The organism is uncultured Dysosmobacter sp. (assembly GCF_947631635.1).
Classification (GTDB): domain Bacteria; phylum Bacillota; class Clostridia; order Oscillospirales; family Oscillospiraceae; genus Oscillibacter.
On record NZ_CANRMB010000020.1, the window covers coordinates 15079 to 34058 of the forward strand.

28 protein-coding genes are annotated in these 18980 nt (G+C 58.6%); 5 read left to right on the forward strand and 23 right to left on the reverse strand.

Annotation, left to right across the window (positions count from 1 at the left end):
* Positions 1–31: 31 nt before the first annotated feature.
* From Q0Z71_RS10765 to Q0Z71_RS10825, 13 genes are all read right to left on the reverse strand, one after another.
* Positions 32–1834: a hypothetical protein gene (locus tag Q0Z71_RS10765; protein ID WP_298022238.1), complete on the reverse strand. Its 1803-nt coding sequence runs from the start codon at positions 1832–1834 to the stop codon at positions 32–34.
* A complete protein-coding gene (locus Q0Z71_RS10770; protein WP_298022241.1) occupies positions 1831–2247 on the reverse strand; it encodes a hypothetical protein in 417 nt (138 codons plus the stop codon). Before Q0Z71_RS10770 ends, Q0Z71_RS10765 begins: the two co-directional genes overlap by 4 nt.
* Positions 2228–2485 carry a hypothetical protein gene (locus Q0Z71_RS10775; protein ID WP_298022245.1) on the reverse strand — a complete coding sequence of 86 codons (258 nt, stop codon included), beginning with the start codon at positions 2483–2485 and terminating at the stop codon, positions 2228–2230. The genes Q0Z71_RS10770 and Q0Z71_RS10775 overlap by 20 nt, the downstream gene beginning before the upstream one ends.
* 9 nt (positions 2486–2494) lie before the next feature.
* Entirely contained in the window at positions 2495–2959 is a 465-nt protein-coding gene (locus tag Q0Z71_RS10780; RefSeq protein WP_298022249.1) for a hypothetical protein, read from the reverse strand.
* Entirely contained in the window at positions 2956–3495 is a 540-nt protein-coding gene (locus Q0Z71_RS10785; protein ID WP_298022252.1) for a hypothetical protein, read from the reverse strand. The genes Q0Z71_RS10780 and Q0Z71_RS10785 overlap by 4 nt, the downstream gene beginning before the upstream one ends.
* On the reverse strand, positions 3492–4067 hold the full coding sequence (locus tag Q0Z71_RS10790) for a DUF3102 domain-containing protein (protein ID WP_298022254.1): 576 nt from the start codon (positions 4065–4067) through the stop codon (positions 3492–3494). Before Q0Z71_RS10790 ends, Q0Z71_RS10785 begins: the two co-directional genes overlap by 4 nt.
* A gap of 63 nt (positions 4068–4130) precedes the next feature.
* On the reverse strand, positions 4131–5951 hold the full coding sequence (locus Q0Z71_RS10795) for a PcfJ domain-containing protein (RefSeq protein ID WP_298022257.1): 1821 nt from the start codon (positions 5949–5951) through the stop codon (positions 4131–4133).
* Positions 5952–5960: 9 nt separating this feature from the next.
* Positions 5961–6302, reverse strand: coding sequence for a hypothetical protein (locus tag Q0Z71_RS10800; protein WP_298022261.1), 342 nt, complete (start codon positions 6300–6302; stop codon positions 5961–5963).
* A gap of 147 nt (positions 6303–6449) precedes the next feature.
* Positions 6450–6764, reverse strand: coding sequence for a hypothetical protein (locus Q0Z71_RS10805; protein ID WP_298022264.1), 315 nt, complete (start codon positions 6762–6764; stop codon positions 6450–6452).
* Between the two features lie 18 nt (positions 6765–6782).
* Complete coding sequence (locus Q0Z71_RS10810; RefSeq protein ID WP_298022266.1) at positions 6783–6971, reverse strand: hypothetical protein; 189 nt, start codon at positions 6969–6971, stop codon at positions 6783–6785.
* Complete coding sequence (locus Q0Z71_RS10815) at positions 6958–7206, reverse strand: hypothetical protein (RefSeq protein ID WP_298022269.1); 249 nt, start codon at positions 7204–7206, stop codon at positions 6958–6960. The genes Q0Z71_RS10810 and Q0Z71_RS10815 overlap by 14 nt, the downstream gene beginning before the upstream one ends.
* Positions 7175–7405, reverse strand: coding sequence for a hypothetical protein (locus Q0Z71_RS10820; RefSeq protein ID WP_298022272.1), 231 nt, complete (start codon positions 7403–7405; stop codon positions 7175–7177). Before Q0Z71_RS10820 ends, Q0Z71_RS10815 begins: the two co-directional genes overlap by 32 nt.
* A gap of 58 nt (positions 7406–7463) precedes the next feature.
* Positions 7464–7661: a helix-turn-helix transcriptional regulator gene (locus Q0Z71_RS10825; protein ID WP_298022275.1), complete on the reverse strand. Its 198-nt coding sequence runs from the start codon at positions 7659–7661 to the stop codon at positions 7464–7466.
* 106 nt (positions 7662–7767) lie between these two features.
* Here Q0Z71_RS10825 and Q0Z71_RS10830 point away from each other — a divergent pair, with 106 nt between their 5' ends.
* Both Q0Z71_RS10830 and Q0Z71_RS10835 read left to right on the forward strand, forming a co-directional pair.
* Positions 7768–8208 carry a hypothetical protein gene (locus tag Q0Z71_RS10830; protein WP_298022277.1) on the forward strand — a complete coding sequence of 147 codons (441 nt, stop codon included), beginning with the start codon at positions 7768–7770 and terminating at the stop codon, positions 8206–8208.
* A gap of 435 nt (positions 8209–8643) precedes the next feature.
* Positions 8644–8811: a hypothetical protein gene (locus Q0Z71_RS10835; RefSeq protein ID WP_298022280.1), complete on the forward strand. Its 168-nt coding sequence runs from the start codon at positions 8644–8646 to the stop codon at positions 8809–8811.
* An 85-nt stretch (positions 8812–8896) separates the two neighbouring features.
* Here Q0Z71_RS10835 and Q0Z71_RS10840 read toward each other — a convergent pair whose 3' ends face one another.
* Positions 8897–9109, reverse strand: a complete 213-nt coding sequence (locus Q0Z71_RS10840) for a helix-turn-helix transcriptional regulator (RefSeq protein ID WP_298022283.1) — start codon at positions 9107–9109, stop codon at positions 8897–8899.
* Positions 9110–9259: 150 nt separating this feature from the next.
* Here Q0Z71_RS10840 and Q0Z71_RS10845 point away from each other — a divergent pair, with 150 nt between their 5' ends.
* On the forward strand, positions 9260–9673 hold the full coding sequence (locus Q0Z71_RS10845; protein ID WP_298022286.1) for a helix-turn-helix domain-containing protein: 414 nt from the start codon (positions 9260–9262) through the stop codon (positions 9671–9673).
* A 63-nt stretch (positions 9674–9736) separates the two neighbouring features.
* Here the strand turns inward: Q0Z71_RS10845 and Q0Z71_RS10850 are convergent, their stop codons facing one another.
* Positions 9737–10231, reverse strand: coding sequence for a type III toxin-antitoxin system ToxN/AbiQ family toxin (locus Q0Z71_RS10850; RefSeq protein WP_298022289.1), 495 nt, complete (start codon positions 10229–10231; stop codon positions 9737–9739).
* Positions 10232–10562: 331 nt separating this feature from the next.
* On the opposite strand from Q0Z71_RS10850, the gene Q0Z71_RS10855 reads away from it, so the two are divergent.
* Positions 10563–12179, forward strand: a complete 1617-nt coding sequence (locus Q0Z71_RS10855) for a recombinase family protein (RefSeq protein WP_298022292.1) — start codon at positions 10563–10565, stop codon at positions 12177–12179.
* A gap of 36 nt (positions 12180–12215) precedes the next feature.
* Positions 12216–12617 carry a manganese catalase family protein gene (locus tag Q0Z71_RS10860; RefSeq protein WP_298022395.1) on the forward strand — a complete coding sequence of 134 codons (402 nt, stop codon included), beginning with the start codon at positions 12216–12218 and terminating at the stop codon, positions 12615–12617.
* Positions 12618–12660: 43 nt separating this feature from the next.
* Here the strand turns inward: Q0Z71_RS10860 and Q0Z71_RS10865 are convergent, their stop codons facing one another.
* The 8 genes from Q0Z71_RS10865 to yunB all read right to left on the reverse strand — a co-directional run bounded on the left by Q0Z71_RS10865 (position 12661) and on the right by yunB (position 18970).
* Complete coding sequence (locus tag Q0Z71_RS10865) at positions 12661–13353, reverse strand: DNA alkylation repair protein (protein WP_298022295.1); 693 nt, start codon at positions 13351–13353, stop codon at positions 12661–12663.
* Entirely contained in the window at positions 13350–13499 is a 150-nt protein-coding gene (locus Q0Z71_RS10870; RefSeq protein WP_298022297.1) for a hypothetical protein, read from the reverse strand. Before Q0Z71_RS10870 ends, Q0Z71_RS10865 begins: the two co-directional genes overlap by 4 nt.
* On the reverse strand, positions 13489–13854 hold the full coding sequence (locus tag Q0Z71_RS10875; RefSeq protein ID WP_298022300.1) for an ACT domain-containing protein: 366 nt from the start codon (positions 13852–13854) through the stop codon (positions 13489–13491). Before Q0Z71_RS10875 ends, Q0Z71_RS10870 begins: the two co-directional genes overlap by 11 nt.
* A gap of 35 nt (positions 13855–13889) precedes the next feature.
* Positions 13890–14294, reverse strand: coding sequence for a (deoxy)nucleoside triphosphate pyrophosphohydrolase (locus Q0Z71_RS10880; RefSeq protein WP_298022303.1), 405 nt, complete (start codon positions 14292–14294; stop codon positions 13890–13892).
* An 11-nt stretch (positions 14295–14305) separates the two neighbouring features.
* Entirely contained in the window at positions 14306–15379 is a 1074-nt protein-coding gene (locus tag Q0Z71_RS10885; RefSeq protein WP_298022306.1) for a DUF5655 domain-containing protein, read from the reverse strand.
* Positions 15380–15567: 188 nt separating this feature from the next.
* Positions 15568–16140 carry a 3'-5' exonuclease gene (locus Q0Z71_RS10890; RefSeq protein ID WP_298022309.1) on the reverse strand — a complete coding sequence of 191 codons (573 nt, stop codon included), beginning with the start codon at positions 16138–16140 and terminating at the stop codon, positions 15568–15570.
* 55 nt (positions 16141–16195) lie between these two features.
* Positions 16196–18172 (reverse strand): NAD-dependent DNA ligase LigA, encoded by a 1977-nt coding sequence (ligA, locus tag Q0Z71_RS10895; RefSeq protein WP_298022312.1) that lies wholly within the window; start codon positions 18170–18172, stop codon positions 16196–16198.
* Between the two features lie 93 nt (positions 18173–18265).
* Positions 18266–18970 carry a sporulation protein YunB gene (gene yunB / locus Q0Z71_RS10900; protein WP_298022315.1) on the reverse strand — a complete coding sequence of 235 codons (705 nt, stop codon included), beginning with the start codon at positions 18968–18970 and terminating at the stop codon, positions 18266–18268.
* Positions 18971–18980: the final 10 nt, after the last annotated feature.

Below are 18980 nucleotides of genomic sequence, written 5' to 3' on the forward strand. Positions count from 1 at the left end.
CGCCGGACCTCCCCGGCGGGCTTTTCATGCTTCAAGCCGGGTCACGATGGGACCCCCACCGCTTCACCAGCAATTTCCGGGTCTCCTCGTCGGCAGCGTTATAGTCCTCCCACATGTCCGCCGTCCACCGCTTTTTCTCTCCGTCGGGCCGGTCCACGGTGTACCGCTGCTGTCCCCGGATGCTGTGGGCGATAGCCGCCGCCAGCACCAGGTCGTCATGCTCCCCCTCCGCCGCCTGGGGCTTGCGGTCCTTGCCGTAGACAAAGGTCAGCATTTCCCCCAGGGTCTGGAAGCTCACCACCAGCTCCGGCGCTTCCTCCATGACCGTGTGCAGTCCCGCCAGGATCACAGGCCGGGTCTTAGAGCTCGTCAACCATCCAAACGCCTCCACCATCTTCCCTGTAAAGGTATCAAACCTTTCACGCTGATAGAGCTTTGGATAGTGCCACTCCTCCAGCTTCATCTCCGGATACGTCGAGAAATTCACCTCCACGCCGATCAGCGCCGTGTTGTAGTAGTGCCCCAGGCAAAAGATCTGCCGGGCATACAGGACCTCGGAGAGGGGCTGCTGAAGCTCCGCCACCTGATGGCCGTCGGTGTTGTCCAGCACATGGGCGGTGAAGCAGTCGCTGCCCTCTCCGGCGGTGTCGCCGCCCAGAACATAGGGGACGCCCGGCTTCGGCTCCTCAAAAATGCGGATAAGGCCTTTTTCCCGGTCTGTAAAGGTCCACTCTCTGGGCGCTCCCCCCTCGATCTCCGGCTCCGGATATTCGAACAGGCCCACCCGCAGCGGCTCCTTTGCCGCCCGCCGCCGGGCCATGATGGTGTCATTGTCAAAGTAGGGATCACCGGACAGCAGGAACGCCTCGTCCGGCGTGTTGGGGTACTCCTGCCGGAACAGCTGTTCGTCTCCGCCCAGATTCACCCGGATGCACCACCGCCGCCAGGACAATTGCTCGTCGTCCAGGTGATACGCCGCCCGCAGCTTCTCCTCCTCGGCGGTCCAAACGGTCCCCTCGTCGCCGCAAACTGCGCATCCCTCGGAACCGTCCCCCGCCGGTTCCTCACTCGTTCCTCTGCGGCTCCTCTCCCCACGCGGCCGGCCGCGCGGAGCTCCCTTTTCCATAGGCCGCCGGTACTCCGGCTCCATGTACCAGGGCAGGAATACAGGCCGCCAGCCGTTGGTCCCGTCCACAGCGCCGTCCCACAGCTCCTTGAACTCGTTGAAGCCGTTGGCAGTGCTCTCGATGATGACCATGGTGTTGGGATCGTCCGGCACGGCCTGCATGATGCCCGCCAGCAGGCCCTTCTTGTCCCCCGGCCAAAAGGCGTACTCCGACAGATGTACATTGGTCAGGGTATCCGACCGGCCTGCTCCCTTGCCGCCGGCGGTGACGCACTTGATCCGGGACCGCAGTCCAGGCCGCCGCCGCTTCTCATTTTCATCCCGTGTGGGATTCTCAAACACCAGCTCTTTTGCGTTGCTGTTCTTCCGCATAGGCTGAACAGAGCGCGGCAGACAGTCGTAAAACAGCTTGTTCATGTTGAACAGGTTGGCTGTGGCGTCGTCCCGGTGGGCCACGATCAGGGTCCGCACCAGCGGCCTTGTGGCGGCGTCCTGGAACATCAGAGCCTCCGTCACCGTGGAGATGCCCTCCTGCCGCCCTTTCAGCACGATCAGGCGGACAGGCCGTCCCGCCTGGTGCTCCTCCTTGATGATCCGGTACAGGTTCTCCTGGGCGGGTTTGAATCTCAGCGAGACCATCCGCTGTTTTTTATCCCGGATCATCAAAAAGTTCTCGCAGTATTCCCTGGGATTTCTCAGATTTATCATGGCGCGCCTCTCCCGGAGGCTGTCCCCTCCTCCCTCCTGCGGCCGCCCGCCGCGGCGTTGGCGGGCAGTCCCTCCCGCCTCCGCCAGCTGGTCACGGTGTTGGACGCCACCCCCATCACCCGGCCGATCTCCCCGTCATTCTTCCCCTGCCCATAGAGCGTCCGGGCAATGCTCCAGTCGTACTTCGTCTTTGCCCCTGCCCCAGGCTTCCTCGTTCTTGCAAACTCTGCTCCACTCGCAAAAAACCGCTCCGCTTCTCTGGGAGACTCCAAACGCTCTCCTTTCCGGAAGTATGTACACTTCTCCGGAGGCTCCGCTCTCCTCGTGTGCCCGGTCAGATAGGCATAATTGCACCGGAAGATCCGGTGCTTCTCTGCGCGGAAAGCGCAGGTATCACATTTCGCCCGTTTCATCTGCTTCATCTTCGTCCAACACAGCCCCACAGCAGATGCAGATCCTCCGCCCGGCAATTTGCGAGAACTCCGGACATCCGCAGTTCCTGCAATGCGCCGGCGCCCCGCCGGCCGCCTTCATCCGGTCGCCGCGCAAGTTCTGGGCAGTCCCCCGCCGATGCCGCAGCACTTCGCCGGTCATCACGAAAAGGGCGCAGGCGGCCATCCCAATGGCCGCCCTGATTTTCCCTTTGCTCATACGATCACCTCACAGAATCAAAAAATCGTCCAGCCGGACCTCCACCGCGTGCAGCGGCAGCAGCGGCTTGAACAGCTTGTCCAGGACTGCGGTCCGCACCGATTTTCGCGGGCCGCCATAGTCCTTTCCAAAATAGATGTGAAACTCCCACCCGTCTTTTGTCAGATTCAGCCCCTGAAGGTGCCCAACCGCATCTGTATCCATCCCCAGCTCCCGCAGAGGATAGCCGGGGATCACAAGGGCGTCCGGGATCTCAAAGGCAATGCGGACACCCTCCGCTGCGTCCTCTGGATCAAAAAACGATGTGTTCTCCTGGCGATTACCGGGATTTCTCTTGCCGCACAGCGTCACACCTGACATGGACCGACTGCCCCAATAAAAGAAGTTCAGCCCTGTCAGCACAAAACGCCCCCTGTGGTAAGACTGCTCGCAGTGGAACCGCTCCCGGAGACGGCATGGCGCTTCGATCCTCATTCCGCCGCCTTTCCGACGGCGGCGGACAGGGCTTTCATGGCCGCCCGCATCTTCTTCTGGTTTTCCGGAGTCTCCTTTTCCACAGCGTCAGCCATCAGGTTCACTGTCTCCTGCACCTGGTTGAACAGCACCGTAAAGCGCACCATGTTCTGGTTGCTGTTCACCTGGGCCATCTTCTGGGCCTTTTCGGCAGCCGCCTTGGCTTCCCGGGCCTCCTTCTCCGCCTGCCGCAGGTTGATATTCGCGGCCTTGGATTCCTCACGGGCGCTTTTCAGCTCTTCACGGGCCTTTTTTAACTGGGACTCTTTGGCGTCCAGCTCCGCCTGGAGCGCTTGCTTCATGGATGCGTGGGCCTCCTTGGCCGCCTCGGCCCGGGCCTGGGCAAGCTGCTCCGGGGAGGCGTCTTTAACCTCCACAGCCACTTCAACGGGCTGGGACTTGATTGCCGCCAGCTCACTCTCCAGCCGTCGGATCTCCGCCGTCTTTGCCTCTTCGGCCTCCTTCGCCCTCTGCTGAAGCTCTTTCATCAGCTTCATATCCGCTTCCATCTTCGCCTGGTTCTCCGCCGCAGCCTCCACGGCGGCTTTTGCCTCTTCGCCGCCCGAAGGGCCGCGTCCCGCTCCCGGATAGCCTGTTTCAGCTCCTTCCCGGTCATCTCCGAGATGCCCTTTTCCACACCGTTCACCACATGTTTTTCGGCGGCGAACCGCTCCCGCTCAGAATCCGGCAAATCCAAGAGCGCCAAGGCTTTGCAGGTTCCTAAATCAGCAATGTTTACCGATTCAGGATACTCCCGCGCGATCCGCATAAAGTTGGTTGCGGACCGCTCCGAAATGTCCACCTTCTCCCGCAGCCACGGCAGCCATTCCCCGTGGGAAAGCTGGGCCTTCGCCTCGTTCAGCCGCTTGCCGATCTCAATGATGGACGCCCCGGCCTGCCGCTTATAAAACAGGATCTCCGCCTCAATGATAGGCAGGTCCCTCTCTGCACTCTTCGGCGGAATCCCGTTCATGCCGTACTCCTCCGCAAGCAGGCGGCCTTCCCCGTCATCCGGCTCGTCGATCCCCAGCTCCACCGCCACTTTCTTTGCCCCTTTCAAATCGCTCATGCGCTTTTTACCTCCATTTGATTCTTTTCAAGTATGTACAGGAGAGGACCTTGACCATCTATATCAAGCCGTCTTTCTCCCCTTTCTGGACCTCTTTTTCTGATTCGGATCAACATGCTTTTCCTTAAACCAGGGTGTCAAAACCTCACGCTCCCAACGGTCGCAGAAATCACGGACCTTCTGCGGGATTTTATGCTTGTACTGCTTGTGCTCTCCGTGATGCTCATTTCCGTAACCATGGAGCTGGATCTCTTTGGGTATCCCTCTGGTCATATCGATTTGAAGCGTATAATAGCTGCGCTCTGGGCGTCGGTGGTGCCGGACGAAGAACACCGGTTTCCCGGAACAGTGGTCCTTTCCATACGTGCCGACACAGTGGCGCAGGATCTTCCCTTCAGATACGAGGTCCGCCTCCACCCGCGGAAGGACAATGCACAGATCTCCATCTGTCCACTCCAGGTCTCTGTACCGGATAAACGTGCTGGTGAAGCCCAGCTGATACGCCGTCTTAAAGTGATTGGCCCAGTACTGGGTGATCCGCTCATGGGCTGCCATCAGGTCACGGGGCCAGAGCGTTTCCTCGGTCTCCGCCATATGCGCGTCGTGCAGCATTTTCCGGTAGTCAATCAACAGCTGCACCCCATCCTCCAGCATCCGGCGTTTCTCCAGATACCGCACCGCACGCAGAGGAAGAAGGTCCTCCCACCCGGCGGCGATCATCTCCAGAAGCTGCCCGACGGCTTTACTACCAATGCGTTCCCGGCAATACTCAAAATCCATGGCGTCCGCTTTTTGGATCTGACGCCGGTATCTGTCCCAGCATTTCGCGTCCCCTTCGCGCCACCGCTTCTCTTTGATCTCCCGGAACGCGGACTTGCTCATATGCAGCATCCGGTGAGGCTTGACCTCATTCCAGTCCACCCAGTTGATGGGGGGCGCGTCGCATAGATCCTGTAACTGCGCGGCACGATCCAGAAAGTCGTCTATTGCTTCACAGACCGCGGCCGCAAACCCCTGACGAACCAGGTTTTCCACCTGCGGGTGCTTTGCCCACACATGGAGGTATGCCCCCGGCCAGGTTCCGCCTTCCCCGATATATTCATCCAGAGCGCTCTTTTCTCCGGTGTGTCCGCCCAGATCCGGGCCGTAAGTCAACGTCCATCCCCCTATTTTTCGATGCATATTCGCCTCCCAGGAATAATAGGGGATCTGCATCGGGTCCCGGGTGTAGGCGCAGGGGTGCCAAATCACGTCCCGCACCTCGCGTCCGACGCGCTCGGCACGGAACCGGCGAAGCTTTCCGTCAAGGTCGATCAGCAGCGCGGCATGGGGACAGAACACCGTGTAGTCGCCACCGGTATCATCAAAATGACGGCTCACCAGCCAGTACATGACCACGGTGTATGCCTCCACATTGACCACCTCCGCCTGAAGGGCCTGGTAGGTGCGCCCGCTGCGCAGTTCCGCCCGGCGTGTCACCTCAAGAGATGTCCAGCAGTACGGACACAGGACTGTTTCCCCATCCAGGTACACATTGGCGTCCGCGCCTGGTTCTGCATAGCCGTCATAGATCACGCCGTCCGGGCCCTCCCTCAGCACGATACCGCCTTTGGTATAACCGGCAATAAAATCCTCTCCGCAGGCCGTGCAGGTACAGCGAGCGCCCCAGCGTGGCTTTGCCGTCCGCTCCCGGCGCTCCCAGTCCTCGGGGGACATCGTCTGCTTGATTTCCTCCATCAGCGTGACGGCCTCCCGGTGGTACAGCAGCATGGCATCACCAAGATCGCCCTCCTCCATATAGATGCCTTTCAGCACATCCTCGACCAGATCGCCGCAGGGTTCCACAGGCAACTTCTGTGCCATTGATTTCCATGTTCGATCCATGCCGCCACCTCACAGGAAGTCCGCCAGATCAATGAGCTTTGGACGGCGATCCCCCAGACCGGTCTTTTCGCTGGTGCCAAGTCCATAGAATTCCCGCAGGATATCCTCTGCTTCCGCCGGTGTCACACAGGCGAAATTACCGGTTTTGTGCTTGTCCGCAAAAGCCTTGATCTTCTTCTCTGCCTCCACGATGGACATGGACGCATTTTCCAGGTCCTGGGCGATCAGCTCCGCGCTGGCCGGCTCTCTCCGGCAGATGTCCATCAGCTGCTCCGCGACCATCCATGGAGCCGACCGCTCCTTCACTCCGCTCTGCTGCTCCCGAAGCTTTTCAATAGCCTGTTCGATCATCTGTTTCACTCCATTTTCGTCAAAAGAAGCTCCGCTCTGCTTCATCCGGCTGTTCGCCGGATATCCGCCCGCTCCGTTCTTCCTCCTCTTCCCACAAAAGCTGCGGCTTTTGCGGGAACCCTTAACTCCCGCGCCCCCGCCAGGGCGTCACATGACCTTTCCCATCCGGTATGCCCTATGAAGCCTCCGCCGAAGATGCTCCTCCTCCAGCTTCACGTCCTTTTTGCACACCTCGCACATAGGCGGTCCGCCGAAATAGGTCCGGCCGCACCGGCAGCAGATATTCCGCGGCGCCCCTATGATCTTACTCTTCATCTCGCACTGGGAGGCCACCTCCCTCCAGGGCACGCCCCAAAACCGCGCTGCCGCCACGGTGGCAAGCTCCCAGCTGTCCGCCACCACCCAGGCGTCCGTGTGGCCCTCACAGCCCACCTCCCAGAGGATATCCTTGCTTTTTGCCATTTGCCGCCCCCCTTTCTATTACCCGTCAGGCGTCACAAAAACCGCCTGATAAAGCTGCCCCCGGACGCTCCGGCCTGTCCACTGCCGGTTGATCCGCATGGTCATGGTCAAAATTGCCATCATTGCCAAAACGGCGATCAGCATCACGGTCTCCGGTGACAGCCCACCCCGAGGCTTCTTCCCTCTATAACGTTTAACACGCCTCATATTCCGGTTCCTTCCCCTGAGCCAGTGCAAACGCCTCGTCCTGGATAAAGCGGCTCTGCTCCCAGTCGATCAGCTCCAGTTTCCGCATCACGTCCGTATAGCCGCAGATCTTGCCGTAGCACAGCATTGCGGAGGTCCTATTATTTTCTTTTGCAAAACGCCTGATATCGCCCTTTGCATCTTCCAGCAACCGCCGGAACAGCTCATTTAATGCTTTCTTGCTCAAATTCTTCACGCTGGCCCTCCTTTTTCTGCTCCGCCGCCTGCCGCCGCGCCTCATAGCGGACGGCGATATCCCAGGCGATCCGCCTGGCCTCCTTGCGGATGGCGTCCAATTCCTCTGCTGATTTCCCCGCATAGGCGGCGTCGGAGACCAGGACGCGGACGCCGTTGATGTTGTACTCCGCCACGATATTCCCTTTTTCCTGATACAACGCATCCACCCCCCAGTCAGCCTATGCGGCTGTCAGATTGTCCTATTTCTTCCAGTCCTCACGCGCTCTCGCTGTTTTCCTCAAAGAACCGTGTCCACTCAAACCCCAACTCCGTAGCGATACGCTTTGCCATCTGGACTGATGGATTTCTGCTCCCTACTTCAATAGAAGCGTAGGTGCTCTGCGCAATGCCGATTTCTTTCGCAACTTCGTACTGTGACCGCTTGCCTCTGATCTCAACCAGCCAATTCAGCATGGGCACACCTCCCTTTGTGTTCTCGTAGAAAAATCACAAATTGCAATTTTCTAAATTTTGGATTAAACTGTGTGTATCCCTATCAGAATGGGAAAGGATGGAATGTATGAACCAGAATTGCGCCCGAGACTTATTGCTTTACCTGTCGGAACATTTGCGGCCGACAGCCTCTGGCAAGATGCCCCGTCCCGTTAAGATCAGGAGCCTCCCTGATCTCCCGGAGTTTTCCGATTACGCCCGTGAAGACCTGTTTGAAGCAGCACAATACCTCCGCAGCAAAAAATTGATACAGCTAACCACAGACGGCATTTCCATACCAAGCCGCTCTCCCAAGCAACACTTTGCTGTTCCTGCTTCCGCTGACCCTGCGCCGAAGGCGTATGTTGTAAAGCAGGTGACCGCCGCTGGTTTGGATTACTGCGCCGAACTCCGAAAAAACACTCTGTGGAATAGGCTTCTTCAAAAGTTTCCTGGCTCCGCGATGGAACAGGCTCTTTCTGTTCCGGCGGCGCTGCTGTCCCGTCTGTTGCTGGACCATCTCCCCTGACGTCCTTTTCCGGTACATAGAGCACTTTGGGCGCCTTCCGCACCTCGCACGCCGGAAGGCGCTTTCTTCTGCGCTTTTCCGTGTATTTCCATATCCCCCAGCCAATTAAAAGCCCGGCCATGATCCCGCAGAGCAGGCACAATATCGTTCGTTCCATAGTCATTTTCGTCCTCCTCACTTGCTCTCGCTGTTTTCTCAGATATATGAATAATTTGTAAAACATTTGTTCGTATGTTGACTTTCATTCTTCTCTGCAATAAACTATGTTCATAAACATCCTCGCAAGAGGACAACAAAACGAATTGAATCTGGAACGACCAACAAAACGGGCGTAAACGCGGCAAGCCTCGCCCCCTTGCCTGCGCACTGAACGCGGAAAAATCTGTGTTGGCCATATTCACCGTTTTTTACCGTCGCAGGTAAGGAGGTGAGATCATGGTTGATTTTGAGATGCTTTCCGCTACAACTCAAAAGGCTGCGCTGGAAAAGGTTACCCGCGCCGCCAACAGCGGCAAGCAGGCATCTCCCCAGCAGCTGGCGCAGGTGTTTTCTGATATCGTTGTTTCCGCGATTCAGGAATACGACCGCCAGGTGAAGAGCTGATCCATATCAATTCTCAAACAGTCGAGGGATTTCCCCCCTCGGCTGTTTTTTTGTTGTCCTCTTGTGAGGACGTTCTGATGTTGCGTTACGCAACATCGCGCGATAAAAAATAGAACCTAAATTCTTTATCTTCTATTTCAAGAATTTCCTGAAGCCTCTCTGCTTCATAAACTGTTACAGGGCGTTTATTGTTAATTTTTTGAGACAGAACACATTGTGACATTCCTAGCCTTTTTGCTGCTTCACTTTGAGTAATCTTCTTTTCTTTCATCAACTGCTTGATAGCTTTTGTGTTCATGTTTATCCTCCTCTCGGTGTTGCACTATGCAATTTTCTACAATATACAACATATAGTTCAGTTTGTCAATAGCTCTATGCAACTTTTTCGTTTTTTGTATTGCATTGTGCAATTTAATGTGGTATAGTCACTGTCAAGGAGCTGATACTTATGAATGAATATAATCCTATTTTAACCGGAAAGCGCATTAAACTATGTCGTGAAGAACGTGGGCTTACTTTAGACAATATTGCGATTTCCATCGGAATTGCCCGCTCTACCGTTCAACGTTATGAAGCAGGTACTATAAAGCGCCCTAAACTACCTGTAATTGATTCTATTGCAAAAATTTTAGATGTTGACCCAAGCTGGCTTCTCAATAAAACCAACCAGAGAAATTCCTATTATACCAATGTTTCACTTTGCAATAATTCAGATGATTTATTACCGACTGATGAACGATTACTATTAAGTATTTATCGACAAGTCAATACTGCTGGGCAAAACTATATTATGAAACAGGCAGAATTCGCATTTGTACAGAAAGAATACCAAAAGCCCTCCCCCTCCGCATCCGGCGAATAGGCCGGATTATCTACATAGACTTCAAAAAATAAAAGCCGCCGGGTCTCCCCAGCGGCTTGCCTCTCACTGAATTGTTGTTTTGAAGTAATATTTCACGTATTCCTGTTCCAGCAACTTAAAATCGCAGCAATTCTTCACCAAAAATGGAATCTGCTTCACTGTAACGCCCTCATAGGTCTTTCTGGCGTGTTTCCAAATCTCTTCCTTGTGGGCGTTGCAGAAATTCAACTGATTCCACAGCAGATTTCTATAACGCGCATCCGGTTCTTTGGCGATATCAAAGGAGACCAGAAAGAAATCCTTGGCAGGGACCATATTGTTGAATCCCAGAAGGCCGTACTTCCCGCCGTCGATCCGCATAATATGGACATTGTTTTTGATGTTTTTATGGTTCGGCTTTGGGGATTCCATCGGTACAAAATACTTATGCTGTCCTATCTCCAATACAACGCCCAGATACGGCCTCCGTTCCCCCTTATTGTACTGCACCCGTTTGTCTATATTGTGCAGATACTCTATGTATCCTTCTCGTATCCTGTATATCTTTAGTTTTTCCAAGCGATTCCCTCCCGCTGTGAAAAAGCGGGGCAACTTGCGTTACCCCGCTTTTTAGCTCCCCACTCAAGGCAGGGGGTCTCCTCTTTTTTGGCTCCTCACTCAAGGCAGAGGCTCTCCTCTTTTTTGGCTCCCCACTTATCAGGCAGGGGCTTTCCTCTTTGGGGTCGGGCGGACAAGAATAGGCCGGGGGGTAATTCTTGTCAACACAGATTATGCTAAAAAGCATAAACCTGTATCTTTATTATATGCGGCTTTTTGAAAAATGCAATCAAAATTTTCTAATTTTTTATAATTTATTATCATTTATTTCTTTTGAAAGGCCGGTGATCCCATGCTCTCTGAAAATTCCAGAATCGTCCCCTTCGGGCGGGATTACTGCATCTACCTCCGCAAATCCCGCAGCGACCTGGAGGCCGAGGCCCACGGCCAGGGGGATACCCTGCTCCGCCACCGGACAAAGCTGCTGTCTCTCGCCAAGGCCATGCACCTGAACATTGGCCGCATTTATGAAGAGGGTGTCAAATCCGGCGAAACCATCACCTCCCGCCCGGTCATGCAGGAGCTGCTCCACGATGTGGAGGCCGGACAGTGGGCGGGCGTCCTGGTGATGGAGGTGGAGCGCCTTGCCCGCGGCGATACCATCGACCAGGGCCTGGTCTCCCGGGCCTTCCAGTTCAGCGGCACCCGCATCATCACACCCGTCAAGACCTATGATCCCCAAAGCGAATTTGACCAGGAGTATTTCGAGTTCGGCCTGTTTATGAGCCGCCGGGAGTATAAGACCATCAACCGCCGCCAGCAGCTGGGCCGCCTCGCCTCTGTGAATGAGGGGAAATGGCCCTCCAACCGCGCCCCATACGGATATGACCGGATCAAGCTGGAGGGACAAAAGGGATGGACTCTGCGGCCAAATGAGAACGCACAGGTGGTAGCGGATATTTTCCGCTGGTATACCGAGGGGCAGCCCACGCCCAGCGGCTCCCTGCGGCGGCTCGGTGCCAGCAGGATCGTGACGCTCCTGAACAAAGCGGGAATCCCCTCCCCCGGCGGCCGTGACTGGACGCCGAATAGCGTCAAGGATATCCTGCGGAACCCCGCTTATGCCGGATGGGTCCGCTGGGGAAACCGTCCCCAAGTGAAGGTGCTGCGGGACGGAGCCGTCGTTAAGACCCGTCCCCGGACCAAGGAGGACAGCGAGACCATGAAGCTGTGCCGCGGCCTCCATGAACCGGTCATCTCCCAGGAGACCTTCGATAAGGCCGCCGCGCTGCTGAAAAGCAATCCCAGCCGTCCCGGCCCAAAACAGCTGGGCATCAAAAGCCCGCTGGCAGGGCTAGTGACCTGCGGATGCTGCGGGCGAAAGATGGTCCGCCGCCCTTACCGGAACGGCCATAAGGACGGCTTGATCTGTCCCTATCCCTCCTGCCCCACCATGGGGTCTGACCTGGATACTGTGGAGGCCGCCATTCTTCAAGCTCTTCGCAGCTGGCTGGCGGACTTTGAACAGACTCCGCCTGATGACACCACAGCGGCAGAGGCCGCCGAGCAAGCATCTCTGGAGCGTTCCATTTCTGTGCTGCAGCGGGAAATGGAACAGATCTCCCAGCAGGAACAGCGGGCCTATGATCTGGTGGAACAGGGCGTGTACAGCATTGACCTCTTTACCTCCCGCTGCCAGGAGCTATCCCGCCGCCGGCTCGATTTGGAACAACGCATCCAGTCCGTTACCTCCGCAATGACCACCCTGGAACAGCAGATCCAGGCTAAGAGCCTCATCGCCCCCGCCGTCCGCCATGTGCTGGACAGCTACACATTGGCCGAAACGCCGGAAGAAAAAAACACCCTCCTGCACAGCGTGCTGAAGGATGTCATCTACACCAAAACCACCGGCGGCCGATACAAAGCAAGCGATATGACCATCACCATCCACCCCCGTCTCCCTTTTTAGTTTGTCTTTCATCTCTATTTTTATGGTGCTAAAGAGCTGGGCCATCTGGAGATGGTTGGCACCATCGTCCACCAGCTGACCCGGAATCTCACGGAGGAGCAGATCCGCACCGCCGGATTCGACACCTACTTTGTGGACCACACCACCGGCGTGTATCCCCAGTTCGCCTCCGGTTACCCCTGGTCCGCCTCCACCATGCAGGTCACCGGCGACGTCATCGCCGACCTGACGGAGGACCTGGCGGCGGAACAGAAGGCCCGCCTCACCTACGACAATATCCTGCGCCTGTCCGACGACCCGGACGTGAACGACGCCATCCGGTTCCTGCGGGCCCGGGAGATCGTCCACTTCCAGCGCTTCGGCGAGGGCCTGCGTCTGGCGAAGGACAAGATGAACGAGAAAAATGTCTACTATATGAACCCCGCTTTTGACAAATAAGCGAAAACGGACGCAGCGGCACACAGCCGCTGCGTCCGTTCCTCTACTTCGGGATCTTGCATGTGCGCAGATACGCCTTTTGCTCATCGGTGACGCGATAGCTCTCAATGGCCTTCTGAATGGCCTTATTGTGGGTCCACAGCTCCAGGCGGCGTCCTTCGATGTACGGCAGGGCCGCGGCGTACTGCTTGGCCAGGGCCGTGGCAAAGCACCAAGCCACCATCATGTTTACATAATACTCCCCGCTCTCCACGGCGGCCACCCAGTCCAGGTACTCCGGGCGGAAGTGCTCGTCCAGATAGAAGGTCATCAGCATCTCGATGCCGAACCGGACGGTGTAGGGGTGGTCCGAGGCCATCCAGCGGCGGATGTCGGCCAGCAGCTCCGGCAGGTGCTTTTGAAAGACCCTGGGGCGCATGAGGTCGCAGGTGGCCCAGTTGTCCACATAGGGGAGAAACGCGTCCAGCGCCGCCACGGCCTGGCCGTAGTCCTTCATGGACTCGATCAGAAAGCCGTGGAGGTTGTTCTCCTCATAGTATGGGTGGGGCAGGATTTTCAGGAATTCCGCCGCCTCCGGGGTCTTGGCAAAGGCCTTTGCGTATTTCCGCAGCGCCGGCGTCCGGACGCCGATGACCGTCTCCGGCGGCACCGTGGGCATGAGCCTGCACTGGAAATCCCGGTATTTCAGGTCCTGCATGGCAAGCAGCTGGGCCTGCACGCTCTGTTCGATGTTCATATCAGCGTCTCCTTACAGTGGTCGGTCTTGTGGATGGTCCGGGCCGTCCGGCCGGTGAAGGTCTTGAAACGGACCTGGAACCGCTTGGTTTGATGCCATAATAGGCAACGGCCCTGCAAACCGGAAGCTGTCACGTTAAACGACATGATATCCCGCTTTCACTAAGATATCTACCGCCTTATCATAGTGCTCCTCTTTGGTCAAAATATAGTCCGTATTGTAAGTAGAAATCGCAAAAATTCCAATTTCATTTTCTGCTAACAGCGTCGATATGTTAGACAAGATCCCTATCAGCGAAAAATCCAGGATCCCCTGTATTCTAAAAGCTCTCCAGCCATCATCGCGTTCCGTTGAATTTGCCGGAACATCCTTTGTAATACATACCAGTGAATTTTCTTCATCCGTTTTGCCGATAAAACAATACTCGCTTTCAAGATTGACCAGTGAATAGTCGGTTACTTTACATACTGAAAACGGATAATCAAGTATCTGAATTTCCACATGGACCCCTCTTCAAATTCGATTTTTTGGTGCGGTTAGCCAAGATTGCTGCGGCAGGCTCCGCTCTCTTTCAGCCTGTCCAAAATCACCCGGTCCGCGGGACAGAAGGGGTACTCCTCCGCCTCCTCCAGGGTGATCCAGCGGATGTCGCTGTGCTCCAGCTTCTGGGGCGTACCCTGGGCGATGGAGGCGTCAAACAGCGTCAGGCAGACGGTCAGGTCCGGATATTCGTGGACGACCTCCATGCGGACGCCCTCCACTGCCACCGTGACATCCAGCTCCTCCCGGCACTCCCGGACCAGGGCCTGCTCCCCGCTCTCCCCCGGCTCCACCTTGCCGCCCACGAACTCCCAGAGAAGCCCCCGGGCCTTGTGGGGCGGACGCTGGCAGGCCAAAAACCGTTCGCCGTCCCGGATCAGGGCGGCCACCACTTCCAACATGCGTCTCCCTCCTATTTCTGACCGGCGAACCAACGGGCCTCCCGGAGCCAATCCAGCAGCTCTCCGTCGGTCTCCCCCGCCGTCCGGACCGGCGTGTGATGGGTCCAGCGGCCGGGGTACGGCTCCGAGGCGTATGGGATACGAGGGGACTCCTGCCGGTGGGAGAGGCCGAAGGACACCAGGATGCCCGTCTCCTTCTTCCGCCGGGGATGGGACACAAAGGCAAAGCCGTACCGCTCCGCAAAGGTGATCTGGGTCTTTTGGACCTTGATCCCAACGCCTGGAAACTCCCCCAGGATCTGGCTCCGGAGGCGCTCATAGAGGGCCAGCGCCTCCGGCCTTCCGGTGAAAAACAAACACTCCTCCGCCGTCAGCGGCGGGGCGGCAGGCCCGGTCTGGACGCCGGTCCAGCGGTCCAGGACCGCCAGCTGCTCCGGGGTGTGGAACCAGTGCTCCCCGTCCTCCATGACCGTCAGGCCGCAGTGGAAGCGGGCGGCAAAGTCCTCCGCCTCCGGGCGGGGCGTCAGGTTGTCCTGTCCGGCGTACAAAATGGCGGTGGGACTGGGCCAGTGCCGGATGGGATGGGAAAGGGCGTACTGGTAGTACCGCCAGGACAGGGTCTCCCCAAAGGCGGTCCCGATGGTCTCCCGGGCCTCCAGGTCCGCCTCCGTCACCCCTGCCCACTGCATCATGCGCCGGATGAGGGCAGCCATGTCCAGCACGGGCGAGACGAACAGGCTCCGCTCCGGCGGCGCGTCTCCCAGGGCCAGCATGCTGAACCAGGCGCCGATGCTGTCGGCCCGCAGGGCCGCATGGGGCCAGCGGGCCTGGAGATCCGTCCAGACGGCTTGCAGCTCCGGCACCGCGTGCCAGGGGTCCAGGGGCTCCGCCCCGCCCCGGCGGGCGCCGTGCTCCGGCAGGTCCACGGCCAGCACCTGCCACCCCTTGGGGCAGACGGTCTCGGCAAAGGGCCTTGCCCCCTCCTTGCTGCCGTGTTTGCCGTGGACGAACAGATAGACCGACTCCGCGTCGCCGCCGTACAGGAGGGCGGGGATGTGTCCGATCTGAAACGCAGTTTCCTTCATAGGTGCTTCTCCATGCTGTAATCAAATAATTTGAAAGGCAGTAAAGCAAAACTGCTTTCCAAGCTTATCGGTGGGTATACACGGTGTCAGGCCGCGGCGTGCGGCCTGTATTTAGATTTCATAGCCAATCACTGTTTGCCTATTGCAGACCACGGGCGAAGGCCCCTTGAAAGATCACTTGGGATTTTTCAAGTCCATTGACGATAGGAGATGGTGCGGGCACAGAGCAGGTCGTAATGGCGGCGGAACTTCTCCACGTCCGCGCCCTGTTCCAGGCACCGGAGCAAAATCTCCCCGCAGGCACGGCTGTCGCTCCCTGCCCGGTGGTGGTCCAGGGGGATGTTCAGGTATGTACAGAGGGTGTTCAGACGGTGGTTCTCCAGCTGGGGAAAACACCGCCGCCCCATCCGGCAGGTGCAGGCGTAGTCCGCCACGGGCCGCCAGCAGATGCCGTAGGCCCGCAGGCATTTGGACAGCACGCTCATGTCAAAGGGCGCGTTGTGGGCCACCAGCAGGCCGCTGTCCAGGATGGGGCCCAGAATGGGCCACAGCTCCTGGAACGTGGGGGCCTCCGCCGCCATGGCCGGGGTGATGCCGGTGAGCTGGACGTTGAAAGCGTTGAAATAGGTCTCGGGGTTCACCAGGGTGGCGAACTCCCGCACCACAGCCCCGCCCTCCACCACCGCCACGCCGATGGCGCTCATGCGGTCGTTGGCGGCGTTGGGCGTCTCCACATCAAAGGCGATAAATCTCTCCGGCATCATACAAGCTCCCTTTCCTGAATCACTGATGCGGCGGCAGGCTCCGGAGCCGCCGTCACTCCAGCATTTTTGCGAAGTCGTCCTCCGTCAGGACGGGGATGTCCAGCTCCTGGGCCTTTTTCAGCTTGCTGCCGGCGGCCTCCCCCGCCACCACGTAGGTGGTGCGCTTGGAGACGGAGCCGGCCGCCTTGCCGCCCCGCTCCTCGATGAGGGCCTGGGCGGTCTTGCGGTCAAAGCGGGTCAGGGTGCCGGTGAGGACGAAGGTCATCCCGGCAAAGCGCTCGTCCACCAATTGGGCGGTGCTCTCCATGTTCACCCCCGCCTCCTTCAGGCGGCGGAGCAGGTCCCGGGACTGGGACTGGGCCAGATAGTCCACGATGCACTGGGCGGTGACGGCCCCCACGTCGTTGATCTCCGTCAGCTCCTCCACGGAGGCGGCGGACAGGGCGTCCAGGGTCTTGAAGTGCATGGCCAGCACCTTGGCGGCCTTTTCCCCCACCTGCCGGATGCCCAGACCGTAGATCAGCTTGGAGAGGTCGTTGGCCTTGGACTTCTCAATGGCCCGGATCAGGTTCTCCGCAGACTTGGCGCCCATGCGGTCCAGCTTGGCAACCTCTGCGGCATGGAGATTATAAAGGTCGGCGGCATTACAAATCAAGCCGTTCTCCACCAGCTGCTGGATGACAGCGGGGCCGCAGCCGTCGATGTCCATGGCGTCCCGGCTGGCGAAGTGGGTGATGTTCCGCAGCAGCTGGGCGGGGCACTCCGCGCCGGTGCAGCGCAGGGCCGCGCCGTCCTCGTCCCGCCGGACGGGAGCGCCGCAGACCGGGCAGACCTCCGGCAGGGTGTAGGGCTGGGTGTCGTCGGGGCGCTTGTCCAAAACCACCTCCACGATCTCCGGGATGATCTCCCCCGCCTTCTGGACGATGACCGTATCCCCGATGCGGATATCCTTTTCTGTGATATAGTCCTGGTTGTGGAGGGTGGCGTTGGTGACGGTGGTGCCCGCCAGGCGGACCGGCTCCAGCACCGCCTTGGGGGTCAGCACGCCGGTGCGGCCCACCTGCACCACGATGTCCAGCACCTTGGAGGGCTTCTTCTCCGGCGGGTACTTGAAGGCCACCGCCCACTTGGGAAATTTGGCGGTGGAGCCAAGAGTGGTGCGGTCTGACAAGGAATTCACCTTAACGACTGCGCCGTCGATATCAAAGGGGTAGTCCATCCGCCCGTCGTTGATGCGGTCGATCTCCGTCTGGACGGCGGAGGTGCCGTGGAGGGTCTTGTGGGGGATGACCTTGAACCGCTGGGAGGCCAGATAGTCCAGCGTCTCGGCGTGAGAGGCAAAGGTCCGGCCCTCCGCCAATTGCAGGTTGAACACCTGGATGTCCAGCTTCCGCTGGGCGCAGATCTTGGAGTCCAGCTGCCGCAGGGACCCGGCGGCGGCGTTGCGGGGGTTGGCCATCAGGGGCTTTCCCTGCAATTCCCGCAGGGCGTTGATCTCCTCGAACACCGCCCGGGACATGTAGACCTCTCCCCGGACGATGAGCCGGGGCAGCTTTTCCGGAAGGGTCATGGGGATGGAGCGGACGGTCTTCAGATTCTCCGTCACGTCCTCCCCCACCCGGCCGTCGCCCCGGGTGGCGCCCCGGACAAACACGCCGTCCCGGTACTCCAGGGCCACGGACAGGCCGTCCACCTTCGGCTCCACGGAATACTCCACGGGGGCGCCCAGGGCCTCGTCCATGCGCTGGCAGAACTCCGCCACCTCCTCGGCGTTGAACACGTCCTGGAGGCTCTCCAGGGGCACCTCATGGGTGTAAGGGGAAAAGCCCTCTAAGATCTTGCCGCCGACGCGCTGGGTGGGAGAATCCGGGGTGATCTCCTCCGGGTGCTCCGCCTCCAGCTCCTCCAGGCGGCGGTTCAGCATGTCGTATTCATAGTCGCTCATGGTGGGGGCGTCCAGCACGTAATAGCGGTAGCCATTTTCGTTCAGGGTGTCCCGCAGCTGTTTCATTTCCTCACGGTAGTCCATTTCATACCTCCCGGGAATGCGGGATCGCTGTATTCCGCCTGGGGCGGAATGACCGGGGCCGGTCCCCGCCAAATCCCCACATTTCCAATTGTCTCAATTCCCATTCAAAATATGGTCCTTCGCATCCTCCGTGTAGGTCTCCGGTGCGGAGGAAAAATAGGTGTAGGTGTCCGGCACGGTGCCGACGATGACGGTCTCCGCCACGGTGACGGCGTTGGAGACCTGGGTGACGGTGGTAAAGCCCGGCAGCAGGATGCTGACGTACACGTCGATGTTCAGCACGATCTGGTGCTTGGTCTGGTTGATGCCCGCGTCGATGAACTCGTTCTCAAACTTGGCCGTGGAGGAGCCGACGGACTCCATCCGCACCGAGATCCGCGGTCCCCGGCCTGCCAGCAGCGTGGAGCCGGAGAGGGTCCCGATGGGGATGGACAGCTCCCGGGCGGAGACCTGGTCGATGCGGGCCAGAATGATGTCCAGGATCTCCGATTGCAGGCGGTTGCAGGCCGCCATGTTGCTGTGGACGGCGGTGATCTTGCCCTCGTTGTCCTTTTCAAAGGAGATCAGCTGCTCGTAGCTGATCTCGCCGTTGGCGATGGCCTCGTTCACAGCCTCGAACACGATGCGGTTCACGGTGTTGCTCACCCGCGTGGTGGCAAGGCTCTCCAGCAGCGGGCGGAGCTGGGACGTGGCGAAGATCACCAGCGCCAGCACCAGGGCCGTCAACGCAAACAGGAGCGCCCGCGCCAGAAAGCGGCGGTCCATCCGCCGCCGGTAGTGGAAAAAACCCGGTCTCATATCGGCCGCC